Source organism: Pseudomonas sp. NBRC 111132 (genome assembly GCF_001320565.1).
GTDB lineage: Bacteria > Pseudomonadota > Gammaproteobacteria > Pseudomonadales > Pseudomonadaceae > Aquipseudomonas > Aquipseudomonas putida_P.
In genome coordinates this window covers 128,457-152,904 of the sequence record NZ_BCBI01000002.1, presented here as the reverse complement: position 1 = coordinate 152,904, position 24,448 = coordinate 128,457, and the positions used below count along the sequence as shown (strand labels likewise).

29 protein-coding genes are annotated in these 24,448 nt (G+C 63.1%); 15 read left to right on the top strand and 14 right to left on the bottom strand.

Annotated elements, in window-relative coordinates; translation table 11 throughout:
* Window positions 1-14: 14 nt before the first annotated feature.
* Window positions 15-389, top strand: a complete 375-nt coding sequence (locus APH35_RS01870; protein WP_012272514.1) for a hypothetical protein — start codon at window positions 15-17, stop codon at window positions 387-389.
* A 36-nt stretch (window positions 390-425) separates the two neighbouring features.
* On the opposite strand, the gene APH35_RS01865 is transcribed toward APH35_RS01870, so the two are convergent.
* Window positions 426-614, bottom strand: a complete 189-nt coding sequence (locus APH35_RS01865; RefSeq protein WP_003248064.1) for a hypothetical protein — start codon at window positions 612-614, stop codon at window positions 426-428.
* 151 nt (window positions 615-765) lie between these two features.
* Here APH35_RS01865 and APH35_RS01860 point away from each other — a divergent pair, with 151 nt between their 5' ends.
* From APH35_RS01860 to APH35_RS01845, 4 genes are all read left to right on the top strand, one after another.
* Window positions 766-1,224 (top strand): hypothetical protein, encoded by a 459-nt coding sequence (locus tag APH35_RS01860; RefSeq protein ID WP_060514111.1) that lies wholly within the window; start codon window positions 766-768, stop codon window positions 1,222-1,224.
* 249 nt (window positions 1,225-1,473) lie between these two features.
* Window positions 1,474-1,854 carry a Mor transcription activator family protein gene (locus tag APH35_RS01855; RefSeq protein ID WP_012272516.1) on the top strand — a complete coding sequence of 127 codons (381 nt, stop codon included), beginning with the start codon at window positions 1,474-1,476 and terminating at the stop codon, window positions 1,852-1,854.
* A gap of 64 nt (window positions 1,855-1,918) precedes the next feature.
* Window positions 1,919-2,563, top strand: a complete 645-nt coding sequence (locus APH35_RS01850; protein ID WP_012272517.1) for a DUF2589 domain-containing protein — start codon at window positions 1,919-1,921, stop codon at window positions 2,561-2,563.
* Between the two features lie 74 nt (window positions 2,564-2,637).
* Window positions 2,638-3,192: a DUF2589 domain-containing protein gene (locus APH35_RS01845; RefSeq protein ID WP_060514110.1), complete on the top strand. Its 555-nt coding sequence runs from the start codon at window positions 2,638-2,640 to the stop codon at window positions 3,190-3,192.
* A 19-nt stretch (window positions 3,193-3,211) separates the two neighbouring features.
* On the opposite strand, the gene APH35_RS01840 is transcribed toward APH35_RS01845, so the two are convergent.
* Genes APH35_RS01840 through APH35_RS01830 form a run of 3 tightly spaced genes read right to left on the bottom strand, consistent with a single transcriptional unit; the run spans window position 3,212 to window position 9,328 of the window.
* Window positions 3,212-6,886 carry a translocation/assembly module TamB domain-containing protein gene (locus APH35_RS01840; RefSeq protein ID WP_060514109.1) on the bottom strand — a complete coding sequence of 1,225 codons (3,675 nt, stop codon included), beginning with the start codon at window positions 6,884-6,886 and terminating at the stop codon, window positions 3,212-3,214.
* Complete coding sequence (locus tag APH35_RS01835; RefSeq protein ID WP_012272520.1) at window positions 6,883-8,625, bottom strand: autotransporter assembly complex protein TamA; 1,743 nt, start codon at window positions 8,623-8,625, stop codon at window positions 6,883-6,885. Before APH35_RS01835 ends, APH35_RS01840 begins: the two co-directional genes overlap by 4 nt.
* A gap of 52 nt (window positions 8,626-8,677) precedes the next feature.
* Window positions 8,678-9,328 (bottom strand): GNAT family N-acetyltransferase, encoded by a 651-nt coding sequence (locus APH35_RS01830; protein WP_012272521.1) that lies wholly within the window; start codon window positions 9,326-9,328, stop codon window positions 8,678-8,680.
* Window positions 9,329-9,490: 162 nt separating this feature from the next.
* On the opposite strand from APH35_RS01830, the gene xthA reads away from it, so the two are divergent.
* A complete protein-coding gene (gene xthA / locus APH35_RS01825; protein WP_012272522.1) occupies window positions 9,491-10,303 on the top strand; it encodes an exodeoxyribonuclease III in 813 nt (270 codons plus the stop codon).
* A 39-nt stretch (window positions 10,304-10,342) separates the two neighbouring features.
* Here xthA and APH35_RS01820 read toward each other — a convergent pair whose 3' ends face one another.
* Both APH35_RS01820 and APH35_RS01815 read right to left on the bottom strand, forming a co-directional pair.
* Entirely contained in the window at window positions 10,343-11,095 is a 753-nt protein-coding gene (locus tag APH35_RS01820; protein WP_012272523.1) for an anti-sigma factor family protein, read from the bottom strand.
* Window positions 11,092-11,613 (bottom strand): sigma-70 family RNA polymerase sigma factor, encoded by a 522-nt coding sequence (locus tag APH35_RS01815; RefSeq protein WP_012272524.1) that lies wholly within the window; start codon window positions 11,611-11,613, stop codon window positions 11,092-11,094. The genes APH35_RS01820 and APH35_RS01815 overlap by 4 nt, the downstream gene beginning before the upstream one ends.
* 124 nt (window positions 11,614-11,737) lie before the next feature.
* On the opposite strand from APH35_RS01815, the gene APH35_RS01810 reads away from it, so the two are divergent.
* From APH35_RS01810 to APH35_RS01790, 5 genes are all read left to right on the top strand, one after another.
* Window positions 11,738-12,790, top strand: coding sequence for a catalase family peroxidase (locus APH35_RS01810; protein ID WP_060493134.1), 1,053 nt, complete (start codon window positions 11,738-11,740; stop codon window positions 12,788-12,790).
* Window positions 12,787-13,320, top strand: coding sequence for a cytochrome b (locus APH35_RS01805; protein ID WP_012272526.1), 534 nt, complete (start codon window positions 12,787-12,789; stop codon window positions 13,318-13,320). Before APH35_RS01810 ends, APH35_RS01805 begins: the two co-directional genes overlap by 4 nt.
* A gap of 86 nt (window positions 13,321-13,406) precedes the next feature.
* Window positions 13,407-14,612: an MFS transporter gene (locus APH35_RS01800; RefSeq protein WP_012272527.1), complete on the top strand. Its 1,206-nt coding sequence runs from the start codon at window positions 13,407-13,409 to the stop codon at window positions 14,610-14,612.
* Between the two features lie 81 nt (window positions 14,613-14,693).
* Window positions 14,694-15,239, top strand: coding sequence for a cupin domain-containing protein (locus APH35_RS01795; protein ID WP_003248033.1), 546 nt, complete (start codon window positions 14,694-14,696; stop codon window positions 15,237-15,239).
* 2 nt (window positions 15,240-15,241) lie between these two features.
* Window positions 15,242-15,541 (top strand): DUF7693 family protein, encoded by a 300-nt coding sequence (locus APH35_RS01790; protein ID WP_256213698.1) that lies wholly within the window; start codon window positions 15,242-15,244, stop codon window positions 15,539-15,541.
* Here the strand turns inward: APH35_RS01790 and APH35_RS01785 are convergent.
* Window positions 15,514-16,128: a 2-hydroxychromene-2-carboxylate isomerase gene (locus APH35_RS01785; protein ID WP_012272529.1), complete on the bottom strand. Its 615-nt coding sequence runs from the start codon at window positions 16,126-16,128 to the stop codon at window positions 15,514-15,516. The genes APH35_RS01790 and APH35_RS01785 overlap by 28 nt on opposite strands.
* Window positions 16,129-16,157: 29 nt before the next feature.
* Window positions 16,158-16,889 (bottom strand): SDR family oxidoreductase, encoded by a 732-nt coding sequence (locus APH35_RS01780; protein WP_060493133.1) that lies wholly within the window; start codon window positions 16,887-16,889, stop codon window positions 16,158-16,160.
* Window positions 16,890-16,978: 89 nt separating this feature from the next.
* Here APH35_RS01780 and APH35_RS01775 point away from each other — a divergent pair, with 89 nt between their 5' ends.
* Together APH35_RS01775 and APH35_RS01770 are read left to right on the top strand one after the other, a co-directional pair.
* Complete coding sequence (locus tag APH35_RS01775) at window positions 16,979-17,542, top strand: TetR/AcrR family transcriptional regulator (RefSeq protein ID WP_012272531.1); 564 nt, start codon at window positions 16,979-16,981, stop codon at window positions 17,540-17,542.
* Window positions 17,529-18,122, top strand: a complete 594-nt coding sequence (locus tag APH35_RS01770; protein WP_012272532.1) for an eCIS core domain-containing protein — start codon at window positions 17,529-17,531, stop codon at window positions 18,120-18,122. The genes APH35_RS01775 and APH35_RS01770 overlap by 14 nt, the downstream gene beginning before the upstream one ends.
* Window positions 18,123-18,168: 46 nt before the next feature.
* Here the strand turns inward: APH35_RS01770 and APH35_RS01765 are convergent, their stop codons facing one another.
* On the bottom strand, window positions 18,169-19,161 hold the full coding sequence (locus tag APH35_RS01765; RefSeq protein ID WP_223296380.1) for a bile acid:sodium symporter family protein: 993 nt from the start codon (window positions 19,159-19,161) through the stop codon (window positions 18,169-18,171).
* 118 nt (window positions 19,162-19,279) lie between these two features.
* On the opposite strand from APH35_RS01765, the gene ampC reads away from it, so the two are divergent.
* Together ampC and APH35_RS01755 are read left to right on the top strand one after the other, a co-directional pair.
* Window positions 19,280-20,422, top strand: a complete 1,143-nt coding sequence (gene ampC, locus APH35_RS01760; RefSeq protein WP_060514108.1) for a class C beta-lactamase — start codon at window positions 19,280-19,282, stop codon at window positions 20,420-20,422.
* Between the two features lie 301 nt (window positions 20,423-20,723).
* Entirely contained in the window at window positions 20,724-21,056 is a 333-nt protein-coding gene (locus APH35_RS01755) for a hypothetical protein (RefSeq protein ID WP_012272535.1), read from the top strand.
* A 46-nt stretch (window positions 21,057-21,102) separates the two neighbouring features.
* On the opposite strand, the gene APH35_RS01750 is transcribed toward APH35_RS01755, so the two are convergent.
* From APH35_RS01750 to APH35_RS01730, 5 genes are all read right to left on the bottom strand, one after another.
* On the bottom strand, window positions 21,103-21,414 hold the full coding sequence (locus tag APH35_RS01750) for a hypothetical protein (RefSeq protein ID WP_012272536.1): 312 nt from the start codon (window positions 21,412-21,414) through the stop codon (window positions 21,103-21,105).
* A gap of 140 nt (window positions 21,415-21,554) precedes the next feature.
* A complete protein-coding gene (locus tag APH35_RS01745) occupies window positions 21,555-21,743 on the bottom strand; it encodes a hypothetical protein (protein WP_003253897.1) in 189 nt (62 codons plus the stop codon).
* Window positions 21,744-21,881: 138 nt separating this feature from the next.
* The gene (locus tag APH35_RS01740; protein ID WP_012272537.1) at window positions 21,882-22,202 is read right to left on the bottom strand and encodes a YbjQ family protein; all 321 of its coding nucleotides are present in this window, start codon (window positions 22,200-22,202) and stop codon (window positions 21,882-21,884) included.
* 70 nt (window positions 22,203-22,272) lie between these two features.
* Window positions 22,273-23,157 (bottom strand): O-acetylserine/cysteine exporter, encoded by an 885-nt coding sequence (locus APH35_RS01735; RefSeq protein WP_012272538.1) that lies wholly within the window; start codon window positions 23,155-23,157, stop codon window positions 22,273-22,275.
* 240 nt (window positions 23,158-23,397) lie between these two features.
* Window positions 23,398-24,441: an ABC transporter substrate-binding protein gene (locus tag APH35_RS01730; RefSeq protein WP_012272539.1), complete on the bottom strand. Its 1,044-nt coding sequence runs from the start codon at window positions 24,439-24,441 to the stop codon at window positions 23,398-23,400.
* Window positions 24,442-24,448: the final 7 nt, after the last annotated feature.

The window sequence follows — 24,448 nt, the reverse complement described above, 5'->3', positions numbered from 1 at the left end:
AAAGGAGCATTCACATGTACAACCCGCAACCCTCGATCCAGGCCGGGCGCGTCCCAGGCAAAGCGCCCAATGGACAGGACGCTTTTTCTGAAGAACGCATCGGCAATGAACAGATCCGCGAGCTGCTGCGCACCTTCGGCCTGCGCACCAGCCTGATCCGCCTCAAGGTGATCGACGCTTTGCACGCCGCCGACCGCAATGGCCGCAGTATTGGCGTGCGCGGTGTGCATGCACAACTGGAACAACTGGATATCCCGTTGTCGTTCCTCAGTGTGCGCGAAGTACTCAAGCGCCTGTGCACCGAAGGCGTCATCCAGCTGGGTAGCGACAAATGTTACAGCCTCAACCCCCAGGCGCGTGCCGTACTGGAGCAAACACTCTCGCGCTGAGCGCATGGCCGGCCATGCCTGGCCGGCCCGCGCAGATCAGGGCTTGACCTTGCGCCGCAGAATGCCGTTGATCACCACGACCACCACGGCAATGGCGATGGCCAGCATCTGGAAGGTCTGTTCACTGATTGTGCCCTGCTTCTGCAGATGGGACAGGCCCAGCATCAGGCCCAGTACCACCAGGATGATCAAAAGTGAATATTTGAGGCGCTGCACGTGTGTCATCGAAGGTTCCTTGCAACATCAGGGGCAAATGGCTCGCAACGAGCGGCGGCAATGATACAACGGTCACTGCCCACAGCGCTGTATTTCCTGCTGGGTGGGGCAGCGCGGGCCTGAAAGCATGGGAGTTCCAAGCACCCATGCCGGAGGCACCATGTACAAAACGTTGCTGTTCGCATCGCTGTTTCTGTCCCCCCTCTCCCTTCATGCGCTGGACACCCAGCAGACGCCTGACGAACACCTGCTCGAACTGGGCCACCAGTTGGCTACCCATGCCGGTGCCAGCCAATGGCAACAATTGTGGCAACGTGTCCGCCAGGCCGGCTACCTGCAGGCTGGTGCTGCGCCGGTACATTTCAGCGTGCCTGCGGCCCGGTTACCCGACCTGGCTCGGCAAACCCTGGCCCAGGCCGACCAGGTACAGGCACTGCGCCAGACACAGGCACTGTACCGCCGCAGCTTTGCCGGCCCGGCCATTGGCCAGCGCAACGGGCAGCCGTTGCATGCGCTTTGCCTGTTGGTCGATTGGCGCACATTGCCCCAAGGCATGCACGCCACCCCTCACGCCTACCTGGCTAGCGCCAGCTTGCTGAGCAGCTATCCGTGCGACTGATGGTTGCCTGACCCATTCGCATCAATGGGAGTAACCAGATGGGTCGCCTTACGGTACAGCCGGAAGTCAACGCGATTTCCTACACCGCCAGATATCGTTGCCTGCAAAACCTACTCACCGAAGCTACAACCCCCAGCCCCTATGTCGCCTAGCGACGCGCCTTGGCTGTCGCACAGAATTTGCTCACACCTTCGACATAACGCCGTGGGTGATCGGGTCGCACATCCACCCATCCCGAAGGAGCGCCATATGCAACTGCCAGATTTGAGCCAGATCGATATCAGCCAACTGCCCCACTCGTTGCAGGCCTTGATCGAGTGTATCGGTATCGAAAACGCCTACCAGCTCACCTGCGCCTACGGCGGCAGGCCCAAATACATTCCCAAGCACCGCGAGCGCACCAAGCTCGCCGACGTGCTGCCAGCCGAAGCGTTAGACGCACTGATCAAGCGCTTTGCCGGGGTCGCACTGGAAATTCCCAAGGCTGACCACTTTCTGCGCCAACTGCGCAACCAGCAGATCCAGAAGGAAAGCGCCAACGGCTTGTCACGCAGCCTGCTGGCGAACAAGTACGGCCTGAGCCTGCGCCAGATCGGCAACATCCGGCGCCAGGAGCCTTGCACTCGCTGATACCCAAGCACCGTAGCAGCCCTTATGCGGTTGCCTCAACCCACCAGAAGATGAGTTTCCTTATATGTCGATAGATAACAGCCTGATTGGCTCCGTCATCAACGCCCTGCCGATGGACCGCCTGATTGCTGGCCCCTTGCAGGCCATGGTCCAGGCGCAGGTAACTGCCAGTAAATCGTACGCCGACTTCCTGATGCAGGTGTGCGTCCAGGATGGCAAGGCCGTCGCCATCCAGTTCGACTACGACGAAACCATCGTCGACGAACAAGGCGAATACAAGGGTGTGGTCAGCAAGACCATGAAAGTGCCGCTGCTGGCGGCCATTACCCACCCGAACATTTCCATTGAAGAGGGTAATGTCGAGTTCGAGCTGGTCATCAGCCAGATGTCCGAAGATGTATCCAGCAAGGACATGAATGCAGAAACGACCGCCTCCCTGGGCTGGGGGCCGTTCAAGCTGAACGTGAAAGGCAGCGTGAGCCACAAGTCCACGCAAACCCGCAAGACAGATACCCGCGCCCGCTATGCCTTCAACACGACCTTGAAACGCCAGGAACCGCCCGAAGCGATGATGAGGGTAATCGAGTTTCTGACTGACGCCGCGACCAAGCCAACCGTTGTCAGAACGGCCGCGCTGGAAAGCCCGGACGAAATTTCCCAGGCCGATACCTTGAAAGGGCCTGAGCCTGAAAAACTACCGACCCCTTAAGACCCTTGCACTTCACCCTCGAGCCCCTCTTCCCGCAATGAGAGGGGCATAACCTGGCTTGAGGAGTCGGATCGTTGCAAAAGCCCCCTGCCCCCATGACCTCCATCGACCTGCGCGAGATCACCCGTGGCCTGCAAGAGGCCGCCAGCGCCACCAACAGTTTGATCGCCCAGCAGTACATCAACCTCTTCGACCAGTTCTTCGAATGCGACACCGAGGCGTTGGGCGCCCCTATGAAGGCCAAGATGGTCGAGGTGGCGATGGACGGCCAGCACATCATGCGCGTTCCATTGTTCGCCCTGGTATCACCCAAGGGCCTGGCCCTGGAGCGCATGCAGGTCGATTTGTCTGTAAGGGTCAAAGGTACTGAAGCGCAACAGGCGCTGCTGACGGCAGCCGAGAGGAAGGCCGCCAGCTTCAAGGTGACCATCGGCGGCCAGGGCCGTCAGGGTGAAAGCCGGGACCCAGACGAAGTGCAGATTCGCATGCAGTTCCAGGCGAGTGAGCCGCCGGAGGCGCTGAACCGGTTGATCGAGGAATACACCAGCCTGATCGTCCCGGTACGCGCTACCCAATCGCCGCCCCCAACCGACACCAATGAGTTCATCGAGGCGGCCATCGTCCGTTGACGACCGCCCCGGCGCAGGCCTAGAAGTCGCGTTTGTAGAAGATATCCAGTGAACTCGCCAGCCCGCTGGCGGCTTCAAGGTAGACCTTCTTGCTCAACTTGTAACGCAAGGCGATGGTGTTGGCGGGTTCGAACACCCCTACCCCGTAACGCAGGCTCAGCTTTTCAGTCAGGTTGCCGCTGGCGACCACGCTGGTGCTGTTGCCCGACCCTTCGGTATCCAACTGGAAGTCGTCGATACCCAGGCTCGACGCCAGGCTGCCGGTAATGCCGGCACTGCCGGCCAGCCCCAAGCCCAAGGCCGCCTCGGCGAGCATGTTGTTGTCTTCGCCGGAGGTGCCCAATGGCCGCCCCAGTACCAGGTACGACAGCGCCTGCTCCTGGCTCATGGCCGGCTCCGAGAACACCTTCGTGGTGGGCTGTTCGGCGCTGCCGCTCAGGCGGATACCAGCAATCACATCGTCAACCTTGCGGATTGCTTCGATGTCCAGGTACGGCTGGTCGATTGGGCCGGCGAACAGCAGCCGCGCTCGGCGGATGGTCAAGCGTTGACCGTAGGCACGGTAGCGGCCGTCTGCCAGGCTCAGCTCGCCACGGGTGTCGAGGTTATCACCAATGTGCACATGGCCAAGCAGGTTGGCGGTAAGGCCAAAGCCGCTGAACGACAGCTTGTCCTGGCCCACTTCGACGTCGATGTCCATGGCCATCGCCATGGGCGGTTTGCCCTCTTCGGTCTGGTGACCGACGATTACCGTGTCATCCGACACCTTGACGGTGGACGGCGGCAGCTCGCGGACGGTGATCTTGCCCTTGGGCACCTGAACCTTGCCGGTCACCGCCAGCTTGTCGTCGATCAGGCGCAAGGTAAGGTCTGGGGCCACCTCCAGTGCGGCATAGGGCTCGACCGTGACCGGCAGTTGCTGGCCTTGCAAACGCACGTCCATGCCCAACGCCTGGCCCCAGGTGAGGTTGCCACTCAACTGCCCACGCCCAGCCTCGCCACTGCGCCAATTGCCGTTGAGCTGCACCTGCTCACCGCTGATCAGTGCCTGCAGTGACAGGTCCTGCAGGCTGGCCGGCAGCTCTGCACCACTGACTTCACCACCGCTGAGCATCAGGTTACCGTTGACCTGCGGCGCCAGCAAAGTACCTGAAAGCCGGCCACTGCCATTGAGCTGCCCGGCCAGGCGTTCGACCATCGGCACAAACGGACGGGCCACCGACAGGTCTAGCCCGGCCAGGCGGAAATCACCCGACAATGGCTTGTTCTTGCCTAGCGGATCGAGCCGGGCGTTGACGCTCAGTTCCCCCAGACGCTCACCGCGAAACGCCAGGCGCGTATCGATGCGTCGCGGTGCCAGCGCGCTGTCCAGGCGCAGGGCCTGATACGGGAAGTCGATCCAGCGGCCCTTGTCGCGTACCCGCAGGGTGCCGCCACTGGCATCGACAACGACAGTACCCTTGGGGCCGCTGGCCGGGATGTCCAGGTTGATATCGGCATTGAGCAGGCCTTGCCAGGCAAAGTCCTTCGGCAGCCACTGGGCCAGGCTGTCCAGCGGGAACTGCTTGAGGTGGTAGCGCAGGCGGGGCTCGGGGGCCAGGCGCTGGTCCTCGCCACACAGGCTGGCCTGCCCGGAGCGCCAGCAGTGGGCCCCGAAGTCCAGCTGACCGCTGGCCAGCCGCTGCAGGCGTGCCGGGGCCTGCAACTGCCAATCCTGGCCGCCGGCCTGAATCCGCCCGCTGGCCAGACGACCACGCCAGTCACCCTTGTTCAACTGGCCATCCAGGCCAAGGTCGAGCTTGAGTTGCGGGCCGTCCAACGCCAGAGTCACGGCCTGTTGGCGAATGTCGCCTTTGCCGTTGGCCTGCAGCGTGCCCAAGGCCGTGTCACCCAGGTGAATACCTGTGGCCTTGAGCTCGACAACGCCGCGTTGAGCGTTGTCCAGGCGCGCCTCCAGGTCCAGCTGCTGCAGGCGGTTTTCGGCCTGGGCCAAGCGCTGACCTTGCAAGGTCAGGGTACCTTGCGGAGCCTGCAGCGTCCCGGCGACATCCAGCCGCCCCTTGACCTGCCCTTGCAGCCTCGGCCACAACTGGCCCAGGCGCGGCAAGTCGAGGTCGATTCGCCCGGCCAGCCGTTGTTGCAGGCTGCCACTGCCGTTGATGCGGTTGTCACCCAGCTGGATAGCCAGTGCGCCCAGGGTCCAGTTTTGCCCTGCCCCCTGGGCTTCGGCCTTGAGTACGGCTGGCTGGCCACGCAGGCGGCCTTTAAGGTCGAGCTGGGCATCGAGGGTAAGCGCCTCGCCTTTAAGCTCGCCTTTGCTGCGCAGTGGCCCCGCCAGGGTGCCCGGTAGCTCGGCCAGCCAATAGGCCGGATCGAGCGCGGAAAGCTGCAAGTCGACATCCCAGGCCAGCGTGTTGGCAAAACGCACGGCGACACTGCCGGCGGCCTTGCCCTGGCCGGCAGTCAGCGCCAACTGTGGCAGTTTCACCTGGCTCAGGTCGCCTTCGAACGGGCTGGCCAGGCTGAACGCCCCCGCCGGGCCGTCCAGCTCACCCTTGAAGGTGCCCTGGTAATTGCCATCGCGATAATGCACCTGGGTATTGAAGCGCTTGAGGGTGACCTCAGGCGGAGTCTCCAAGGGGTACAGGCGCCACCACGGGAAATCCTGCCAGTCCAGCTTCGCATCGGCGCTCAGGCCTTGCTGCCAGTCAGCCGTCGCTTGCAACTTGACCCGTTGGTTGTCGTTGGCGGTCAGGTCCAAGGCATCGAGCCTGGCGCCTTTACTGTCCACCAACCCGGACAAGGCCAGGGCGATCGGCGATTGTTCGGCGGGCAGGCTGGCCGTGCCCGACAGGTGATAGCCCTTGAGCAAATCGCCCTGGGCGTCGAGCTTCAGCTGGTTCAGCTGCAAAGTGTCGGGCAACGTGCCAGCCGGCTTGAATGCCTCGGAGCGGATCTGCAAGGTAGCTGGCAGGTGTTCGGCCAATGCCTGCAATTGGCCGCTCAGCGTGGCATCGAGGTAACCACTGCTGCTGCCAGCCAGTTTCAGGTTTTTTTGCAATTCACCGCTGGCAGTCAGTGCCAGCTGCCAAGGCTTGCCCTCTACCGCAGGCAACTGCAGTTGCGCCTGCAGTTGCAGCGGCCAGTCACCTTCGGGCTGCAGGTCGCCTTGCAGGTTCAAATTCAGGTCGTCGCGCTGCAGCCGCAGGCTGTCGATGCGCATCCCGCTGTTGGTCCAGTGCGCCGCGAGCTGCAAGTCGCCAAGCAGTTCGCTGCCATCCAGGCGCAGCTGACCAACCTTGACCTCGCCCAGCTCGATAGCCAGTGGCAAGCGCAGGGTCGGCAATTGCAGCGGTGCGTTGTCGGTGGGTTCGGGGCTTGGCGCAAAGGCCATGTCGATGCGTTCGGCCTGCAACCGGTCGATGCACAACGTGGCGCGTAGCAAGCAAGCAGGCGACCAAGCCAGCATCGGCGCCTGTACCTCTACCTTGCTGCCGGCGTCGGCCCAGATCAGCTGGCTAGCTTGCCAACTGCCCGCAAGGCGCCCTTGGAAATCGGCCACTTCGAGCCCGGGCACCTTGCCCAGTGCCCAGCGGCTGCCAGCCTCGGTCCCCAGCAGCAGGCCCAGTGCCAGGCCCAAGCTCGCGACTACCCCAAGCAGGCCCAGCAGAATGTATTTGATCACGCGTTTCACAGCTCGGGCCCCATGGAAAAGTGCAGGCGAATGCCCCCTTCGTCATCCAGCGCTTTGGCCAGGTCCAGGCGCAACGGCCCCACCGGCGACACCCAGCGCACACCAAAACCAACACCGGTCTTGAGGCTGGGCAGCTCCAGGTTGTTGAACGAGTTGCCTTGGTCGACGAACGTCGCAACCCGCCACTTTTCGGTCAGCGAATATTGGTACTCGACGCTGCCAGCCACCAGGTAGCGCCCGCCAATGCGGTCGCCGTCGCTGTTCTTCGGCGACAGGGTCTGGTAGTCGTAGCCGCGCACGCTCTGGTCGCCACCGGCGAAGAAGCGCAGCGAAGGCGGAATGCTGTTCTTGAAGCCATTGGTCGCGCTGCCGCCAAACTGCACGCGACCGAGAAAGCGATGGTTTTGGCCCAGCGTGGTCAGGCCTTTGAGCAATACGTTGCCGTGCAGAAGGTTGGTATCGGAAACCAGCCCCTCCTTGGCGCCCTGCACATCGAATTGCAGGCGATAGCCGTTGTGTGGGTCGATGCGGTTGTCGCTGCGCAGGAAGGAATAGCTCACGCCAGGCATCAGCAAGTTGCTCAACCCGGAGTCGTCGCCCAGGCGATACTCCTCGCGCTGGTACTTGAGCGATATCACCCGCTGCCAGCCACTGGGCAGCTTGCTGTGCCACTCGGGGCCGACCGTCAACAGCTTGCTGAGCGTGTCGGTACCGGCAAGCTCTTCATTCTGGTAGCCACCGGCAAAGCGCAGCTTGTCGGTCAGCGGCGGGTCGAGGGGAATGTCGTACCACAGGCCGACGTTCTGCCGTGGTGCGGACAGCTCGGTTTCCCAACCGTAGCTGTGGCCCTGCGGGTTGACCCAGTGGCGGGTCCAGTTGGCCTTGCCGCGCGGCCCGACGTCAGTCGAGAAACCCAGGCCCAGGCCCAGGGTGCGTGGTTTACGGGTTTCCAGACGGACATCCACCGGGACTTCTTCACCTACGGCGGCAGTAGGCGCCGCGTCTACGCGCACACCTTCGAAATAGCCGCTCGATTGCAGGTCATTGTTCAGCTCGGCGACCAGTTCCGAGTCGTAGGGGGTGCCCGGTTTGAATGACACCATACGCTGCAAGAGATCGTCATCCAACGGCGTGTCGCCCCCGAAGGTGACAGCGCCCAGGCGATAGCGCGGGCCACTCTGGTAGACCAGTTCGATATCGGCCACGCCGGCCTGCGGGTCCACAGCCAGGCGCTGGCTGCTGAAGCGTCCACTGAAGAAACCGTAGCGCGACGCCTGGTTCTGGATCAGCCGTTTGGCATCCTCATAAAGGCCGTGATTGAGTTGCTCACCCGCGCGCAGCGCCTTGCTGTCAGGCACGCGGAAGGCCTTCATTTCGCTGGCCGGGCCCTCGATGCGCACAGTCACGTTGCGCAGGCGAATGGGCTCGCCAGGGTTGATGCTGATGATCAGTTGCGGGGAATGGTCAGCGTCGCTGGCGGGTTTTACCTCGGTATCGATCTGTGCCTGATAGTAACCAAGTGCCTGCGCCGCTTTGCGCGCCTGCTCCTCGGCCCCGCGACTGAAGCGTAAAAGTGCTTCTTCATCGCGGTCACCCAAGGTGCCGATATAGCCTTCGACATTGGCCTTGAGCGCCTTGTTGGCCGGTTTTACCTTCACCAGCAACTCGCTCTGGCCCCACGCTGCGAAACTGGCGGCCCAGAAAACCAGGCCCCAGGTGAATCTTCCTGAATACGTCATGCGGCGAATGCTACCAGAGCCAGGCGCTCAAGGGAGCCGCCTGGCGGCCTGTTCAGGCAAAAGCGGAATTTGAAGAGATTGGATTAGGATGAAAGAACACCCTTTCTCGGATTGGTCCTACAGCTACCTCGCCTATCTCTTCATAACCCTGGCGCTGATAAAAAGCCAGGTAGTGCTCGTTACCGGTATCCAGCACGACCCCTTGGGTGCCTGGGTCCTCCGCGCACCAGTCGTGCACAGCTTGTAACAATTGCTCGCCGTAGTGCTTGCCCTGGAATTGCGGGTGCACCCCCAGCAATGGCAGCACATGCACCCGGTCAGTGGGCAGGCAGGTGGCCAGCGCGGCCTGGTAGTCCATGTAGCGCCGCGTGCAGCGCAGGCCTGTACCCAGCATCATGCGTAGGCGCCAGGCCCAGCTGTCGGCCACGCCCAGGCGGCGCAGTGGCGGCACGATCAGGGCCAGGGCAATCAGGCGATCCTCTACCAGCAAGCCGATGGCGGGTAGTTGCAGATAGAAGTGCTGGCGCACCCATTCGCGCACCATCACCCGCAAGCGCCGCTCATAACCGGGGCGCTGGGCCTCGAAGATGTAGGCGAAGGTAGGCTCATGGCGGTAAGCGTTGTACAGCAATGAACGCGCTTCGCGGCTGTAACCATCATCGAGCAAGCAGACACGGGCCGGAGCGGCTGTGGTTTCGGGCATTGCGGGCAGACCTCCTGGAATGGGCGTACAGTGCCTTGGAGGTGCCCCTGCGCGCTTCGTTCACCCCCTGGAGCACGTTAGCAGCAGGATGACCATGCCGCCATGCTGGTGATGATGGACGATGTCGGCTAGCATCGCGGCTTTTACCGGGATTGTCTTTCCATGAAGATCGTCTGTTTCAACATCAACGGCCTGCGGGCCCGCCCGCACCAGCTGGCGGCGCTGATCGAAAAGCACCAGCCGGACGTGATCGGCCTGCAGGAAACCAAGGTCAGCGACGATCAGTTCCCGCTGGCCGACGTGCAGGCACTGGGCTACCACGTGCACTACCATGGCCAGAAAGGCCACTACGGCGTGGCGCTGCTGTCGCGCCAGGCGCCGCTGAGCCTGCACAAAGGCTTTGCCACCGATGAAGACGACGCCCAGCGCCGCTTTATCTGGGGCACCTTCCCTGATGCCGACGGCAACCCGATCACCATCATGAACGGCTATTTCCCCCAGGGTGAAAGCCGCGACCACCCCACCAAGTTCCCGGCCAAGCAGCGCTTCTACAGCGACCTGCAGGCCCTGCTCGAAGGCCAGTTCCGCAACGACCAGCCACTGCTGGTGATGGGCGACATGAACATCTCGCCGCAGGACTGCGATATCGGCATCGGTGCGGACAACGCCAAGCGCTGGCTGAAGACCGGCAAGTGCAGCTTCCTGCCGGAAGAGCGCGAGTGGATGGAACGCTTGAAAGGCTGGGGCCTTGTCGATAGTTTCCGTCACCTGTACCCGGAGGTGACGGACCGCTTCAGCTGGTTCGACTACCGCAGCCGCGGCTTCGAGGACGACCCCAAGCGCGGGCTGCGCATCGACCTGATCATGGCCTCGCAGCATCTGGTGCCACGCATCAAGGCAGCAGGTGTGGACTATGAACTGCGCGCAATGGAAAAGCCGTCGGACCATGCGCCGATCTGGCTGGAATTGAGCTGAGTCGGAGGGTGGGCGCCAAGGTGCATGCCTTGGCCTCACTCACAACCCCAACCGCAACGCCTCCCCCACCCCCGCTCCGCGCACATCGTCCGCCGCGCTGACCAAAGCAAAGTTGTACGCCCCATGCGACCAATACCGTGCCTCCAGCTGACCGTCGACCCGCTGACCGTCCGGCATGCGCCGATATTGCTCGCCGGGTGAGCGCAGGAACAGGCTGATGCGCTGGCCCTTGCCATCTTCAAACACCAGCAACGCTGCCGGCCCTTGCTCGTTGCTGAGCAAGCGCGCACCCACCGGTTTGAAGCCGTAGCCCGCCAGGTCCGGCAGCTGGCCCACGCGGCTGAAATGGCGCCCAAGCCAGTCGCGCAACTGCCCTGGGTCACTGGCCTGGATATCCAAGGCTTCACTGCCAGCAAACAAGCGATGCGCCTGCACAGCGTCGGCCATGGGCAAGTCAACGCGCGCCAAGCTTGCATCGCGCACTTGCCAACCGCCTAAACCACCCACACCCAGCGCCAACATCACCACCGCCGCAGCGGCCCAACGCCGTTGCCGGCGCTGGCGCAATTGCCGACGCAACGGGCCCAATTCCAGCTGCGCGGCACCAGGCAGGTCATCAAACCCGGCCAACGCCGCGCGTAGCCGGCGGGCATCGGCACGCCAGCCTTCCACCCGTGCCGCCGCCTGCGGGTTGGCCTCCAGCCAGGCCTGCACCTGGGCCCGGCGCACAGGCTCCAGGCGCTCATCGACATAAGCATGCAGTTCGTCTTCGCTGGGGATCAGACGGGTCATTTCAGTCTCCGCAAGGCCGGTGGCTGGGGGTTGCCCTCGGTCAATTCGCGCAAGGCATTGCGCGCGCGCGACAGGCGCGACATCACAGTGCCGATTGGGATGCCCAAAGCCTGGGCGGCCTCCTTGTAACTCAGGCCTTCGATGCTGACCAGCAGCAACAAGGCACGCTGCTCCGCCGTCAGCCGGGCAAACGCCTGCAGGTCGGCCTGGGCCAGGACGATGGCTTCGAGGTTGTCACCGACAGGCTCCTCGTCGTGCCCGCTGCCGCCAAACCAGGACAACCAACGCGCATGCAGACGCTCGCGGCGTTTACCGTCGAGAAACTGTCGATAAAGAATGGTGAACAACCAAGCGCGCAGGGCATCGGCGTCACGTTGCTGGTCGCGCCGGCTCAGGGCCCGCTCGACCGTTGCCTGCACCAGGTCGTCGGCGCTGCCCGGCTCGCGGGTCAGCCACACGGCAAAGCGTCGCAGACGGGCAAGCAGTTCGCGCCACTGGTGGTCGTCCAGGTCATGCATCGCTAGGTACCGGCCTTTGGGATTGTCAGTGTAAAGGGCAGACGCCTGTGAACAAATTCTATTCCCGGCGATGGAATAAGTTTTTCCCTGCTCCGTCGTACTGGCACCTTCCCTGAACCGGACGATGACCATGAACTCACCCTTGCACGGCCCGGCCAAAGCGCTGCGCCTGGCAGCCATTGGCGCCGTGATGCTGGCCGCAGGTGCCGGCTTTGCCTATGCCGCCGGCTGGCTCGGCGAACCCCGGCTGACGCCACAGCGCATCATCGACACCTTCGAGGCCCAGGCCGGTCACTACCCGGGCTACCGCAAGAACCACGCCAAGGGCCTGTGCGTGAGCGGCTACTTCCAGCCCAGCGGGCAGGCCGCCAACCTGTCCATTGCACGCGCCTTCAGCCAGCAACGGGTGCCGGTTATCGGCCGTTTCGCCATCGGCGGTGCCAACCCGTTCGCCCCGGATACAGGCATCCCGGTGCGCAGCCTGGCAGTTCAACTCAGCACCGACGACGGCCAGGTCTGGCGTACCGGCATGAACAACCCGCCAGTGCTGGCGGTCAGTACCCCGCAAGGGTTCTATGAGCAAGTGCTCGCGGGCGCGCCCGACCCGGCCACCGGCAAACCTAACCCGGCCAAGATGCAAGCGTTCTTCGCCGCCCACCCCGAAAGCGCGGCATTTCGCCAGTGGGCGGCGAGCTACAAGCCAAGTGACAGCTTCGCCAGCACGCAGTATCACAGCATCAATGCCTTCCGCCTGATCGACTCAGCTGGCACGGCCCACCCGGTGCGTTGGCAGCTCGAGCCACAAACCGCGTTTGCCGCACTACCTGGCCAGGTTGATGACAAACAGTTCCTGCAACACGACCTGCAGCAACGCCTGGCCCAGGCCCCGTTGCGCTGGACGTTGCGTTTGGTGCTGGCCGAACCGGGCGATGCCGTGGATGACCCTGCCCGCCTCTGGCCCGCCGAGCGTCGTAGCGTGGACGCCGGCACCTTGGTGCTGGAGCACGTCGACGCTCCAGAGCAAGGGGCCTGCCGCGACCTGAACTTCGACCCGCTGATTCTGCCACGGGGTATCGAAGCGTCCGGCGACCCGATCCTCGCCGCCCGGTCCGCCGCCTATTCGGAATCCTTCAACCGCCGCAGCCGTGAATCGCTCAGCACTGGAGCCCGTCCATGAAACCCGAAGCCTTCCACCCCTTCGCCCGTCTGTTGCACTGGCTGATGGCCGTGCTGATCCTGGCCATGCTGTTCATCGGCGTGAGCATGGTCGCCGACCTGTCGCCACGCCACCCGCTGCTGATCAGCCTGCACAAGGCCACCGGCCTGGCCCTGCTGGTGCTGGTGCTGTTGCGCATCGCCGTGCGCCTGAGCGTGCCGCACCCACCGCTGCCACACGACCTGCCAGTGCTGCAGCGCTGGGCCGCCGGGGCCTCGCACCTGCTGCTCTATGGGCTGATGCTGGCCATGCCGCTGCTGGGATGGGCCATGCTATCGGCGGGCGACTACCCGCGCCCGCTCGGTTTACCCGCCATCGCCCCGCACAACCTGCAGCTGTATGCCGTGCTGCGTCAGGCCCATGGCTGGGCCGGCTACCTGCTGTTTGCCACGGTGCTGGTGCACGTGGGTGCAGCCTTGATGCATGCATGGGTGCGCCGCGACGGTGTGTTGCGTAGCATGTGGCCTGGCCCCTTGCGCCGCAGCGAATGACCTGCTGCATGCCGGGGGGTTCGACAATCAATAATCATTCTTAATAAGATCGGCTTTCTATTTGCCGTACTGCCCTGGACTGCCCTATGAACGTCGCAAAGGATCCTGCAACCCTGCTACCTGCCAGCACCCTGGACTTGCGCCCGCTGCTGCTGGCCAACATGGCCTGTACCATGTCGATGATGGCCTTCGTCGCCTTGATCGGCCCGATTGCCCGCCAACTCGGCATGGCCACCTGGCAAGCTGGCGCCGCCGTAACCGTGGCTGGCGTGGTTTGGGTGCTGCTGGCCCGGCCTTGGGGGCGATTATCGGATCGCCTCGGCCGCCGGCGCATCCTGCTGCTGGGCAGCGCCGGCTTCACCCTGGCTTACTGGCTGCTATGCCTGTTCGTTGAAGGCGCGCTGCGCTGGTTGCCGGGCGCGACCCTGGCGTTCATCGGCCTGATCGTCGCCCGCGGCTGCATCGGCGCCTTCTACGCCGCCATCCCAGTGGGCTGCAATGCGCTGATAGCCGACCATGTCGAGCCGCAACGCCGGGCCCGGGCCATGGCCTCGCTGGGCGCGGCCAACGCCGTCGGCCTGGTGGTCGGGCCAGCGCTGGCGGCGCTACTGGCACGGCACAGCCTGAGCCTGCCGTTCCACATCATGTCGCTGCTACCGGCCACGGCCTTCCTCGTGCTGCTCTTTACCCTAAAACCACAGGCGCTGCCGCACGCCCACGCCCCCAGCCCGGTGCGGCTGAACGACCCGCGCCTGCGCAGGCCGTTGCTGGTGGCATTCAGCGCCATGCTCAGCGTGACCGTGTCGCAGATCATCGTCGGTTTCTTTGCCCTCGACCGCTTGCATCTGGGCCCCGCCGAAGCGGCCCAGGCTGCCGGCATCGCGCTGACCACGGTGGGCGTAGCGCTGATGCTGGCGCAGGTATTGCTGCGCCAGCTGGAGTGGCCACCGCTGAAGATGATCCGGGTAGGTGCCACGGTATCGGCACTGGGCTTTGCCTGCGGGTCGCTGGCCACCACGGCCCCTTGGCTATGGGCTTGCTACTTTGTTGCGGCAGCCGGCATGGGCTTTGTGTTCCCAGCGTTTTCGGCACTGGCAGCCAATGCCATGCACGCCTCCGAGCAGGGCGCCACAGCCGGCTCCGTGGGAGCTGCCCAGGGCATGGGTGCGGTGATCGGGCCGCTGGCCGGCACCTTGGTATATGCCCTTGATCCGCGCCTGCCATTCTTGGCCGTAGCCGTGCTGTTGCTGCTCGTCGGACTGTGGCCGATGCCACGTGAACAGCGGGTTTGACAAGCACAGCGCGCAAGCGCGCAGAGTGTGTTTTAATGCGCATCGCTCATTATTATTGACACCTCTGATTACAAGGCGGCTATGGACACGGGGACGCGACTCAAACTGGTGCGTGAACGCAACAACCTCTCCCAACGGGAACTGGCCCGCCGCAGCGGGTTGACCAATTCGACGATCTCGCAGATCGAGCAGAATCGCGTCAGCCCTTCGGTCAGCTCCCTGAAAAAGCTGCTCGAAGGCATACCCATGAGCCTGGCGGAGTTTTTCAGCTTCGACGAGCCGGTGCGTGAAGAGCGCTACGTGTTCCGGGGTGGCGAACAACCGGATCTGGGCCGCAACGGCCTGCGCATGCTGCTGGTCGGCGCCAGCGTCGAAGGCCGGCAGATGCGCATGCTGCGCGAGCTGTATGCACCCGGCGCCGATTCGGGCGAGCCGATCGTGCATGCCGAGGGCGAAGAATGTGGCCTGGTCACCCGCGGCACCGTAGAGCTGTGGGTCGATGGGCAGGTCAGCGTGCTCAACTCGGGCGACGGCTACTACATCCCCACTACCCTGCCGCACAGTTTCAAGAACATCGGCCCGGACGAGGCCGAGATCATCAGCGCCAACACGCCGGCCAATTTCTGATCTTGGCGCGCAGCGGTGCACTGAACACTCGGGATATTTACCAGCGCCTGCGCAACGCGGCCCTTGGTGTGCAGCACCTGGAGGTGAGTGCACGCCACGATGGCGGTCTGGTCGATGTCGACATCCAGGGCTGGCGATTGACGCTGGCCCTGGATGCCGAAGGCTTGGCACATTGCATTCATTGCCAGGCCCCCGGCGGTGAACAGGCCGGGCTTGAGGACTGGCAGCGCTACGGCACCAACCCCACCGACCTGCTTAGCCTGTGGGAGCGCACTCAGCTGGAGAAGCTGCTGGCGCCCTGACGCAGCGCTTCTTCGACAAAGTCCAGGCGGTCCTGGCCAAAGAACATCGCATCGCCCACAAAGCAGGTGGGCGCACCAAACACCCCGCGCGCCACAGCCGCCTCGGTTGCCTGCTTCAGCGCAGCTTTTACCTCACCGTCAGCCGTCAACCCGTGAAATACCTGCGGGTCGAAGCCTGCCTGGGTCAGCGTCTCATCCAGAACTGCGTTATCGCCCAGGTTGCGGCGTTGTGCCCATAGCCCATTGAACAGCGCCGACAACAGGGCCTCGAACCGCTCCGGTGAACGCAACTGGGTACCCAGCACGCCGCGCATCAAGGCCAGGGTATTGATCGGGAACCCTGATGGCATCCCGAACGGTACCTCGTAGCGTGCGGCAAAGCGTGCCAGGTCGGTAAACATGTAGCGCCCCTTGGCCGGGATCGTCGCCGGCGAGGCGTTGCCGGTGGCCTGGAACACCCCTCCAAGCAGAATTGGCTGGTAGCGCAGTGTGGCACCTTGGCGGGCACACAGGCTCGGCAGTTGGGTCCAGGCCAGATAGCTGGCCGGGCTGCCCAGGTCAAAATAGAAATCGACAGTCTTGTTCATGCTTAGGGTCCTTGCGGGGTGATAGGGGCTTACCAGCGTTCCATCCAGGGGCGCAGGTCCAGCTCGAACGTCCACGCATCGCGGGGCTGGGCGTGCAGGAACCAGTAGCTGTCGGCAATGTGTGCCGGATCAAGGATGCCATCCTGGTCCTTGAGGGCATAGCGCTCGGGAAAGCTGTCGCGGATGAAGGCCGTGTCGATGGCACCGTCCACCACCACATGGGCGACATGGATGTTGCGTGGCCCCAACTCGCGCGCCATGCTCTGCGCCAGGGCACGCAGGCCATGCTTGGCCCCGGCGAAGGCAGCAAAACCAGCCGCGCCGCGGGTACCGGCAGTGGCACCGGTGAACAGAATCGTGCCGCGCTCACGCTGGACCATGCGCCTGGCCACCGCCTGGGCCGTCAGAAAGCCGGCAAAGCAGGCCATTTCCCAGATCTTGAAGTACTTGCGTGGGGTTTCTTCCAAAATGCTGCACGGCACATTGGCGCCGATATTGAAGACAAAAGCTTCGATTGGGCCAATATCGCGCTCGATGGTCTCGATCAGTGCAGCTACCTCATCTTCTTTTCGCGCATCAGAGCCAAACCCGTGGGCCTGGCCGCCAGTGGCGCGTATCTCCTCCAGCAGCGGCTGCAATTTCTCAGCCTGGCGCCGGGTTACGCAGGCGATGTAGCCCTCACGGGCAAAGCGCTTGGCAATCTCGCCCCCGGTGGCGTCCCCTGCCCCGATCACCAGCACCACTTTTTGTTGTTCTGTCATGCCCGCCTCCATTGGTGAATGATCGTTTAGTAAACGAACGCTATGTTATGATTGCGGTCTTCGTCAAGCCCGCTTGCAGAGGCATGTGAATGCGCTACTCCAACGAACACAAACAGCAAACCCGCGACCGGTTGCTGGCCAGCAGCGGCGCGCTGGCCAAACGCGGAGGGTTCGCCAGTACCGGCGTGGCAGGGCTGATGAAGGCGATTGGCCTGACCGGCGGTGCCTTCTACAACCACTTCCCGTCAAAGGACGACCTGTTCACCGAGGTAGTACGCCAGGAGCTGTGCAACAGCCCGCTGACACGCCTGACCAGCCAAGGTGCCAACCGCGAGCGCCTGGGCCGCTGCCTGCAGCAGTACCTGAGCCTGGCCCATCTGCACAATGCCGAGGGTGGCTGCCCACTGCCGCCACTGGGAGTGGAAATTGCCCGCGCCGAAGCACCAGTGCGTGAAGTGGCTGAGCACTGGCTGCTGGAACTGCACCGTGCCTGGAGCACAACCCTGGAGGATGAACAATTGGCCTGGGTGCTGATCAGCCAGTGCGTCGGCGCACTGCTGGTCGGGCGCATGTTGGCCAGTGAAAGCGTACAAGCGCAGGTACTGGACGCCAGCCGCCAATTTGTCGAACAGGCCTTGCATGAGGCGGATTAGTGCCCTGCTGGGGTTGCTGCTGGCCCTGCCAGCGTTCGCCGAACAGGCCTGCCCGCCAGGCCAGTACCAGGTGTGCCTGATGGGCTGCTTCTGCGCCCCGATCGACCCTGGCCAGGCCGGGCAGATCCTCAAGGATGTTGAGGTGATGGCCTCGTCCAGCCTGACCTACGCCTTGCGCCAGGCTCGCGACGAGGCCACGGCCAGCGGAGTGCAGCCGATTCCGTTGCATATTCGGGCGCAACTTGAACCTTGGTACGACTTTGCCGTGCTCGATGCGGCGCGCTTTCGGGTGGGGGATGAGCAACAGATGAGCGCAGCCAATGCGCTATTGCAGAACCCCGATGTGAACGCCGTGACATTGATCGACACGATCATCTTCCGCCGTGCCAACGATGCCGAGGACAACGTGGCCTTGTGGGCGCACGAACTCAAGCATGTGCAGCAGTACCAGGAACTGGGCGTGGAGGAGTTTGCCCGACGCTATACGCGCAACTATGACGACCTGGAAGGCCCCGCTTACAAGATCGAGGCCGAGGTGAGCAAGGCGCTGCGCGAGCGTACTTCCGGGCAGGCCAGATAGCCGCAGTTGCCGCTGCGCGGGTGCGGCATCTGCTGCTACGTGACAGTCAGGGCGCCGCCGAAGCCTCTTGCGCCACCTGCTCACGGCTGGCGTAACGCTGCGCCAGCACAGCACACACCATCAGCTGAATCTGGTGGAACAGCATCAGCGGCAAGATCATCGCGCCAATACCACTGCCCACGAACAACACCTGGGCCATGGGTACGCCGGTAGCCAGGCTTTTCTTGGAACCGGCGAACAGGATGGTGATGCGGTCCTCGAGGTCGAAGCCCAATGCCTTGCCAAGCAGGCGAGTACCAAACAGCACCACCGCCAGCAAAATACCGCACACCACGAACAAGCCGGCCAGGTGCTGCGGCGATACGGTGTGCCACAGGCCGGTCACCACAGCCTCGCTGAAGGCCGTGTACACCACCAGCAAGATCGACCCCTGGTCCACCACCTTGAGCCAACGCGCATTGCGCTTGACCCAGGCGCCAATCCAGCGCCGCGCAATCTGGCCAGCAACGAACGGCACCAGCAGTTGCAGGGTGATCTTCAACACCGCATCCAGCCCAGAGCCCGTATCACCACTGGCGCCCAGCAACATCATCACCAGCAACGGCGTCAGGAAGATACCCAGCAGGCTGGAAGCCGCCGCACTGCAGATCGCCGCCGGCACATTGCCACGGGCCAACGAGGTGAAGGCGATGGCCGACTGCACGGTAGCCGGCAAGGCGCACAGGTAGAGCACGCCCAGGTAAAGCTCGTTACCCACCAGTGGCACGAACAGCGGCTTGAATGCCAGGCCCAGCAGCGGGAACAGCACGAACGTACAGGCAAACACCAGCAGGTGCAGGCGCCAGTGCCCGGCACCGGCAATGATCGCTTCACGCGACAGCTTGGCGCCATGCAGGAAGAACAGCAGGCCGATGGCCAGGTTGGTCAGCCAGCCGAAATACACCGCGCCATCGCCCGAGCAAGGCAGCACGGTGGCGATAAGCACCACCCCGAGCAAGGCCAGGGTGAAATTGTCGAATAACATGCGTAGATACTTCATCACTGTGTCCATCTTGTCATTGTGCAAGGGCAGACGATAAGGTCTGCGGCTTTTCGCTGCTAACGCCGGAACCCCCAGCGGTATCGCTCAACGGACACGTGCCATAAAAGGACCCGCCATGCCCCGCCCTCGCCTGGCTGCACTTGCAGCCGCCATTACCCTCACTTTGGGTCACGCCTGCGCACAGGCCGACGACCAGTTGCAGGCCAAGGTCGACCAGATCATCCGCCCGCTGATGCAGGAACAAGGCATCAGCGGCATGGCTGTGGCCATCTATGCCCGCGACCATGCGCACTACTTCAGCTACGGCGTGGCCAGCAAGGCCGACAACGTGCCGGTAAGCCGCGACACGCTGTTCGAGATCGGCTCGCTGAGCAAGACCTACACCGCCACCCTCGCCGCACTGGCCAGTGCCGAAGGCAAGTTGGACCTCGATGCCCCGGCAAAGCGCTATCATCCAGCACTGGCCGGCGTACCCATTGGCGACGCGACCGTGCTGGAACTGGGCGCCTACAGCGCCGACTGCCTGCCGCTGCAGTTCCCGGATACGGTGCAAACACCACAGCAGGTGGTCGATTTCTTCCGCCACTGGCAACCTCGCGCCAAACCCGGCACCCAACGCTGCTATTCCAACCCCAGCCTGGGCTTGTTCGGTGACCTGGCCGCCCGCGCACAGCACCAACCGTTCGCCATGCTGATGCGCGAAGGCCTGTTGGCGAAAATGGGCCTGGAGAACACCTACTTGCAGGTTCCAGCCAGTGCCCACGGCCTTTATGCCCAAGGCTACGACGCCACCGACAAGCCAGTGCGCGTCGGCCCCGGCCCTTATGCCGACGAGGCCTACGGTATCAAGACCAGCGCCAGCGACTTGCTACGCTATGTGCGCCTGCAGATGCAGCCACAGGGCCTGCCAGCGGCGCTGGTGAAAGCCACGGCCATTACCCAGCAGGGCTACTTCCAGGTCGGCGCCATGACCCAAGGCCTGGGCTGGGAACGCTACCCCTACCCGGTTACGTTGAGCACCCTGGTCGATGGCAACAGCCCACGGCTGATCCGTGAACCGCAGGCAACCACACGCTTGCAACCGGCCCTGCCCGCGCTGTCGGCAGCCTGGTACAACAAGACAGGTTCAACCAATGGCTTCGGCGCCTATGCCGCGTTTGTCCCCTCCGAACAGCTGGCAGTAGTGCTGCTGGCCAACCGGAATTATCCGAACGAAGCGCGGGTTCGCGCGGCCTTCGAAATACTGTCCGGGCTGTAGCCGAAGCCGCGATTGTCGAACAAAACGACAGAAATGTAGTGCTCGAAAATATTCACTACAAAATAGTTGACGCCGTTCATCGCGCTTGTGCATGATGAAGCCGTCTCCCCGATCGGGAGCGGTGGCAAGGGTGTTCCAGACGGCCTGCGCGGTAACGCAGGCCGTCCGTGGAGAGGGAAACTGTCCAAAAGGCAGCGTGAGAAAGCCCCTGTTGCGATGCTGCTGTAGCAGCCTTGGTAGTGCGCTACACCGTGGTAGCGCCAACTGTGAAAATCACCTACGAATGGGTAATGGGGGCTTTATGATGAACTTGAACAACAATCCGACTATCGACCAATTGGCTCAGCTGTTCGCCATCCGCAAGGACAGCCTCGACGACCACCTGCTGTGGGTTAGCCAAACCGGTGAAGTGCGCCTCGACCGCCTGCCACCGAACACCGTCGAAGATGAATTTGAAGAGCACCTGCCCAGCATGCGTGCCCGCTTCAAGGTCTACCGCCGTGGCCAAGGCTACGTCGGCAAGAAGGCCGCCGCCGACACCGAGTTCGTTGGCCGCGTGCTGCAGACCCTGCAACAAGAATGGCCCGCTGCCCGTGAGCAGCAGGCAGTCAAGGTGATCGAACCGCTTAACTGAGGGTTCGCACCCTTACCAGAGCCCGGCCAGCATAGGCCGGGCTTTTTCATGCCTGGCGCCGCTGCAGGCGGGTTTCCGGCAAGGGCAAGGCGCCCGTTGCCATCGCTCGGGCGCGGTCGACACCCCATACCAGCGCGCGGGTCATGGTCTCGCCTGGCCGGGCGGGGTAATACTCTTCCAGCAACGCCCGCCCATCCCCGGCGTACAAACCCAGAAACAGCTGCGTCGCCCCAAGGCGCGACAAGCGCACCTGTACGTCCAGTGTGGTGCCGTCGCTGAGTGCTTCGTCGTGGCAGCGGCTGTGCAGCTGGGCGTCGGCCCACTGCCAATAGGTCTGTTCCCTGACTCGCATGAGCATTCAATCCTCCGTTACTGGAATGCCGCATCAGAAAACCACAGCCTTGGCCATCCGGCGAGCGTTACCCGGCAATACCATGAGGCGTATCAACGAATGGCAAAAAAAACCCCGCCATTGGGCGGGGCTTTGCTGGAGCGGGCTTACTTCTTCAGTGGTACCCGCGGCATGAAGCGGCCTTTTTTGCTGCGCTGCAGATGTGCAGGCTGGAGCTGTTCGGAATCATCCAGCGTCATGTGGGCGAACCCCAGGCGGAATGCCGCCTGGCCGCAACGCACCTGGCTGTTGATCGGGAACGCATCGTTCAGGTCTTCGAAAAAGGATTCGCTCATGCCCTGTCTCCCTCCAGTGGCGGTCGCGCCGGCAACCAGAAAAGTTGCCCAGGAAACGCGGCCTGTGAAAGTGAGACTAGCTGGTCATTTGCAGACCGCTCGGACAAGCACCTTGCCGCCGACCAGTGGCAGACGGCTCTACTTCAGGCGCACTGCCGTACCGGTTGCAAATACCACGACCATGCCGCCCTGTACCGACGGCATGCTGATCTCGAAATCCACCCCCACTATCGCATCGGCTTGCAACTGGCGTGCCCGTGCCATGAGTTCTTCGGTGGCCTGCTCGCGGGCCTCGCGCAGCGCGCTCTCCAGGGTTTGCGAACGGCCGCCGAAGAAATCGCGAAAGCGTGTAAAGAAATCGCGCACGAAGTTGATGCCTTGCACCGATTCGGAGCTGACCACGCCCAGGTACTCGGCAATCGGGCGGCCTTCGAGTTGGCTGGTGGTGGAAATGATCATGAATGCGCTCCGCAGGTCTGGCCAAAAGAGACCGATTCTAACAGAGCGCAGCTCAATGAATTTAAGCCCTTTATGCCATGGCAGCCCGCAAACGCTGGCCGATCCGCGCACCAAACACGTTTACCAGCAAACCAGCCATCACCAGCAATGCGCCCCAGCCCTGGGTAGTGGTCAGGCGTTCGCCCAGCAGCAACGCCGACGAGCTCAAGCCGATCACCGGTACCAGTAACGAGAACGGTGCCACCTTGCCTGCCGGGTGACGCGACAGCAGTGTGCTCCACAGGCTGTAGCCAAGCATGGTGGCGACAAACGCCAGGTACGCCAGGGCCAGTACCGAACTCCAACTGATGTTGGCCAGGGCATGGCCGATGCGTTCAGGGCCTTCCAGCCACCAGGACAGCGCCAGGAATGGCAGCGGCGGGATCAACCCACCCCAGATCACCAATGCCACCAGGTCAACCGAGCCAAAACGCCGGGTAATGATATTGCCCAGCCCCCACATGGCACCGCCACACAGGGTCAGCACCAGCGCCAGCATTGGCACGTGGCCGCCGTCCTCGCTGCCGATCAACGCCAGGCCGCTGGCCGCTACCAACAGCCCAAGCACGCTGGCCAGGCGCAGCCGCTCACCGAGGAACAGCGCAGCGAAACCAAGGGTAAAGAAGGCTTGCGACTGCAGGATCAACGAAGCCAACCCTGGCGGCATGCCGCTGTACATGGCCTGGAACAGGAACGCGAACTGGCCCAGCGAAATGGTCGCGCCGTAGGCGATCAACCAGCGCCACGGCAGTTTCGGCCGCCTGACCAGCAATACCGCCGGGAACGCCACCAACAAGAAGCGCAATGCCCCCAGCAACATCGGCGGCAAGCCATCGAGGCCAACTTTGATGACCACGAAGTTGACTCCCCAGGCGACAATCACCACCAGGGCGATGAGCAGGTCCTTGAGCGGCATTGCGACTTCCTTCTGCAATCTTTCTAGACATATTTCGTTACAGCATAAGGCTATTCCTTGAGTTGGGACCAGCACAGTTGTGGCCAAGGGTTGCGCAACAGTGACTGTTCCTACTCACCAGTATCGGCACGTTCATGCTTGATAATCGGGCGAGACCTTGCTCAGCATCCGTAGCCAGGCCGCCAGCGCCTGCCGCTGGCTTTTTTGTTGCAGTCATCATGGTTGTGCCTGTGCTGAGCGCTATTTACTGGCCCAGGCATTGAAGCGCTGCTCCAGTTCTTCGCCATGATCGACCCAGAATTCCACATTCATCGCCAGCGCCCCCTGCAGGTTTTGCGGCGACGTAGGCACCCAGCTGGCCAAGGCCGGGTCAAGCTTGGCGGCTGCCTGGGTGTTGGTCGGCCCATAGGGGATCTGTTGCACATACCGCACCTGCGTATCTGGCTGGTTGGCGTAGGCGATCAGCCGTTTCGCCTGGTCGACATGCCGCGAGCCTTTGATGATTGCCCAATAGTCCATGCCGTACAGGCTGCCAGGCCAGACCACGGCCAGCGGGCTGCCCTGCTGCGCGGCCACAGCGATACGCCCGCTGTAGGTCGACGTCATCACCACATCCCCCGCCGCCAGCCATTGCGCTGGCTGGGCGCCGGCGTCCCACCACTGGATGTAGGGTTTGAGTTCACTGAGCTTGGCGAACGCCCGCTCGACACCCGCCGGCGTGGACAGAACCTGGTAAACGTCCTCGACCTTGACCCCGTCAGCCAACAGAGCGAACTCCAGGTTGTACACCGCGCGCTTGCGCAGGCCCCGCTTGCCCGGGTACTTGTTCACGTCCCAGAAATCGGCCCACGAGGCCGGCGCCTGGGCTAGTTTGCTACGGTCATAGGCGATGGCCACGCTCCACACCAGCGCAGCCGAACCACAGTCCTGCGCCGCGTCAGGGACCAGCTCGGCGGCATGGCCCAGGCGCTGCCAGTCCAAGTGCTCGTAGACGCCCTCATCGCAGCCGCGCATCAAGTCCGGCCCCTCGATCTGCACTACGTCCCAGTCGACATTACCGGTGTCGGCCATTACCTGAATGCGCGCCATCTCGCCGTTGTACTCACTCTGGATCAGCTTGCTGCCATCCTGGGCGCTGAAGGGCTTGAAGATCGCCTCATCCTGGGCTTTCTGGCCTGCGCCGCCGTAACCGACCACGACCATCTGCGGCGCGGCATGCGCATTGCCCAGACCAAGGGCCAGCAAGGCTGCACAAAGGCTGGTCACACGTGGAAATAGCTGCATCGTAGTT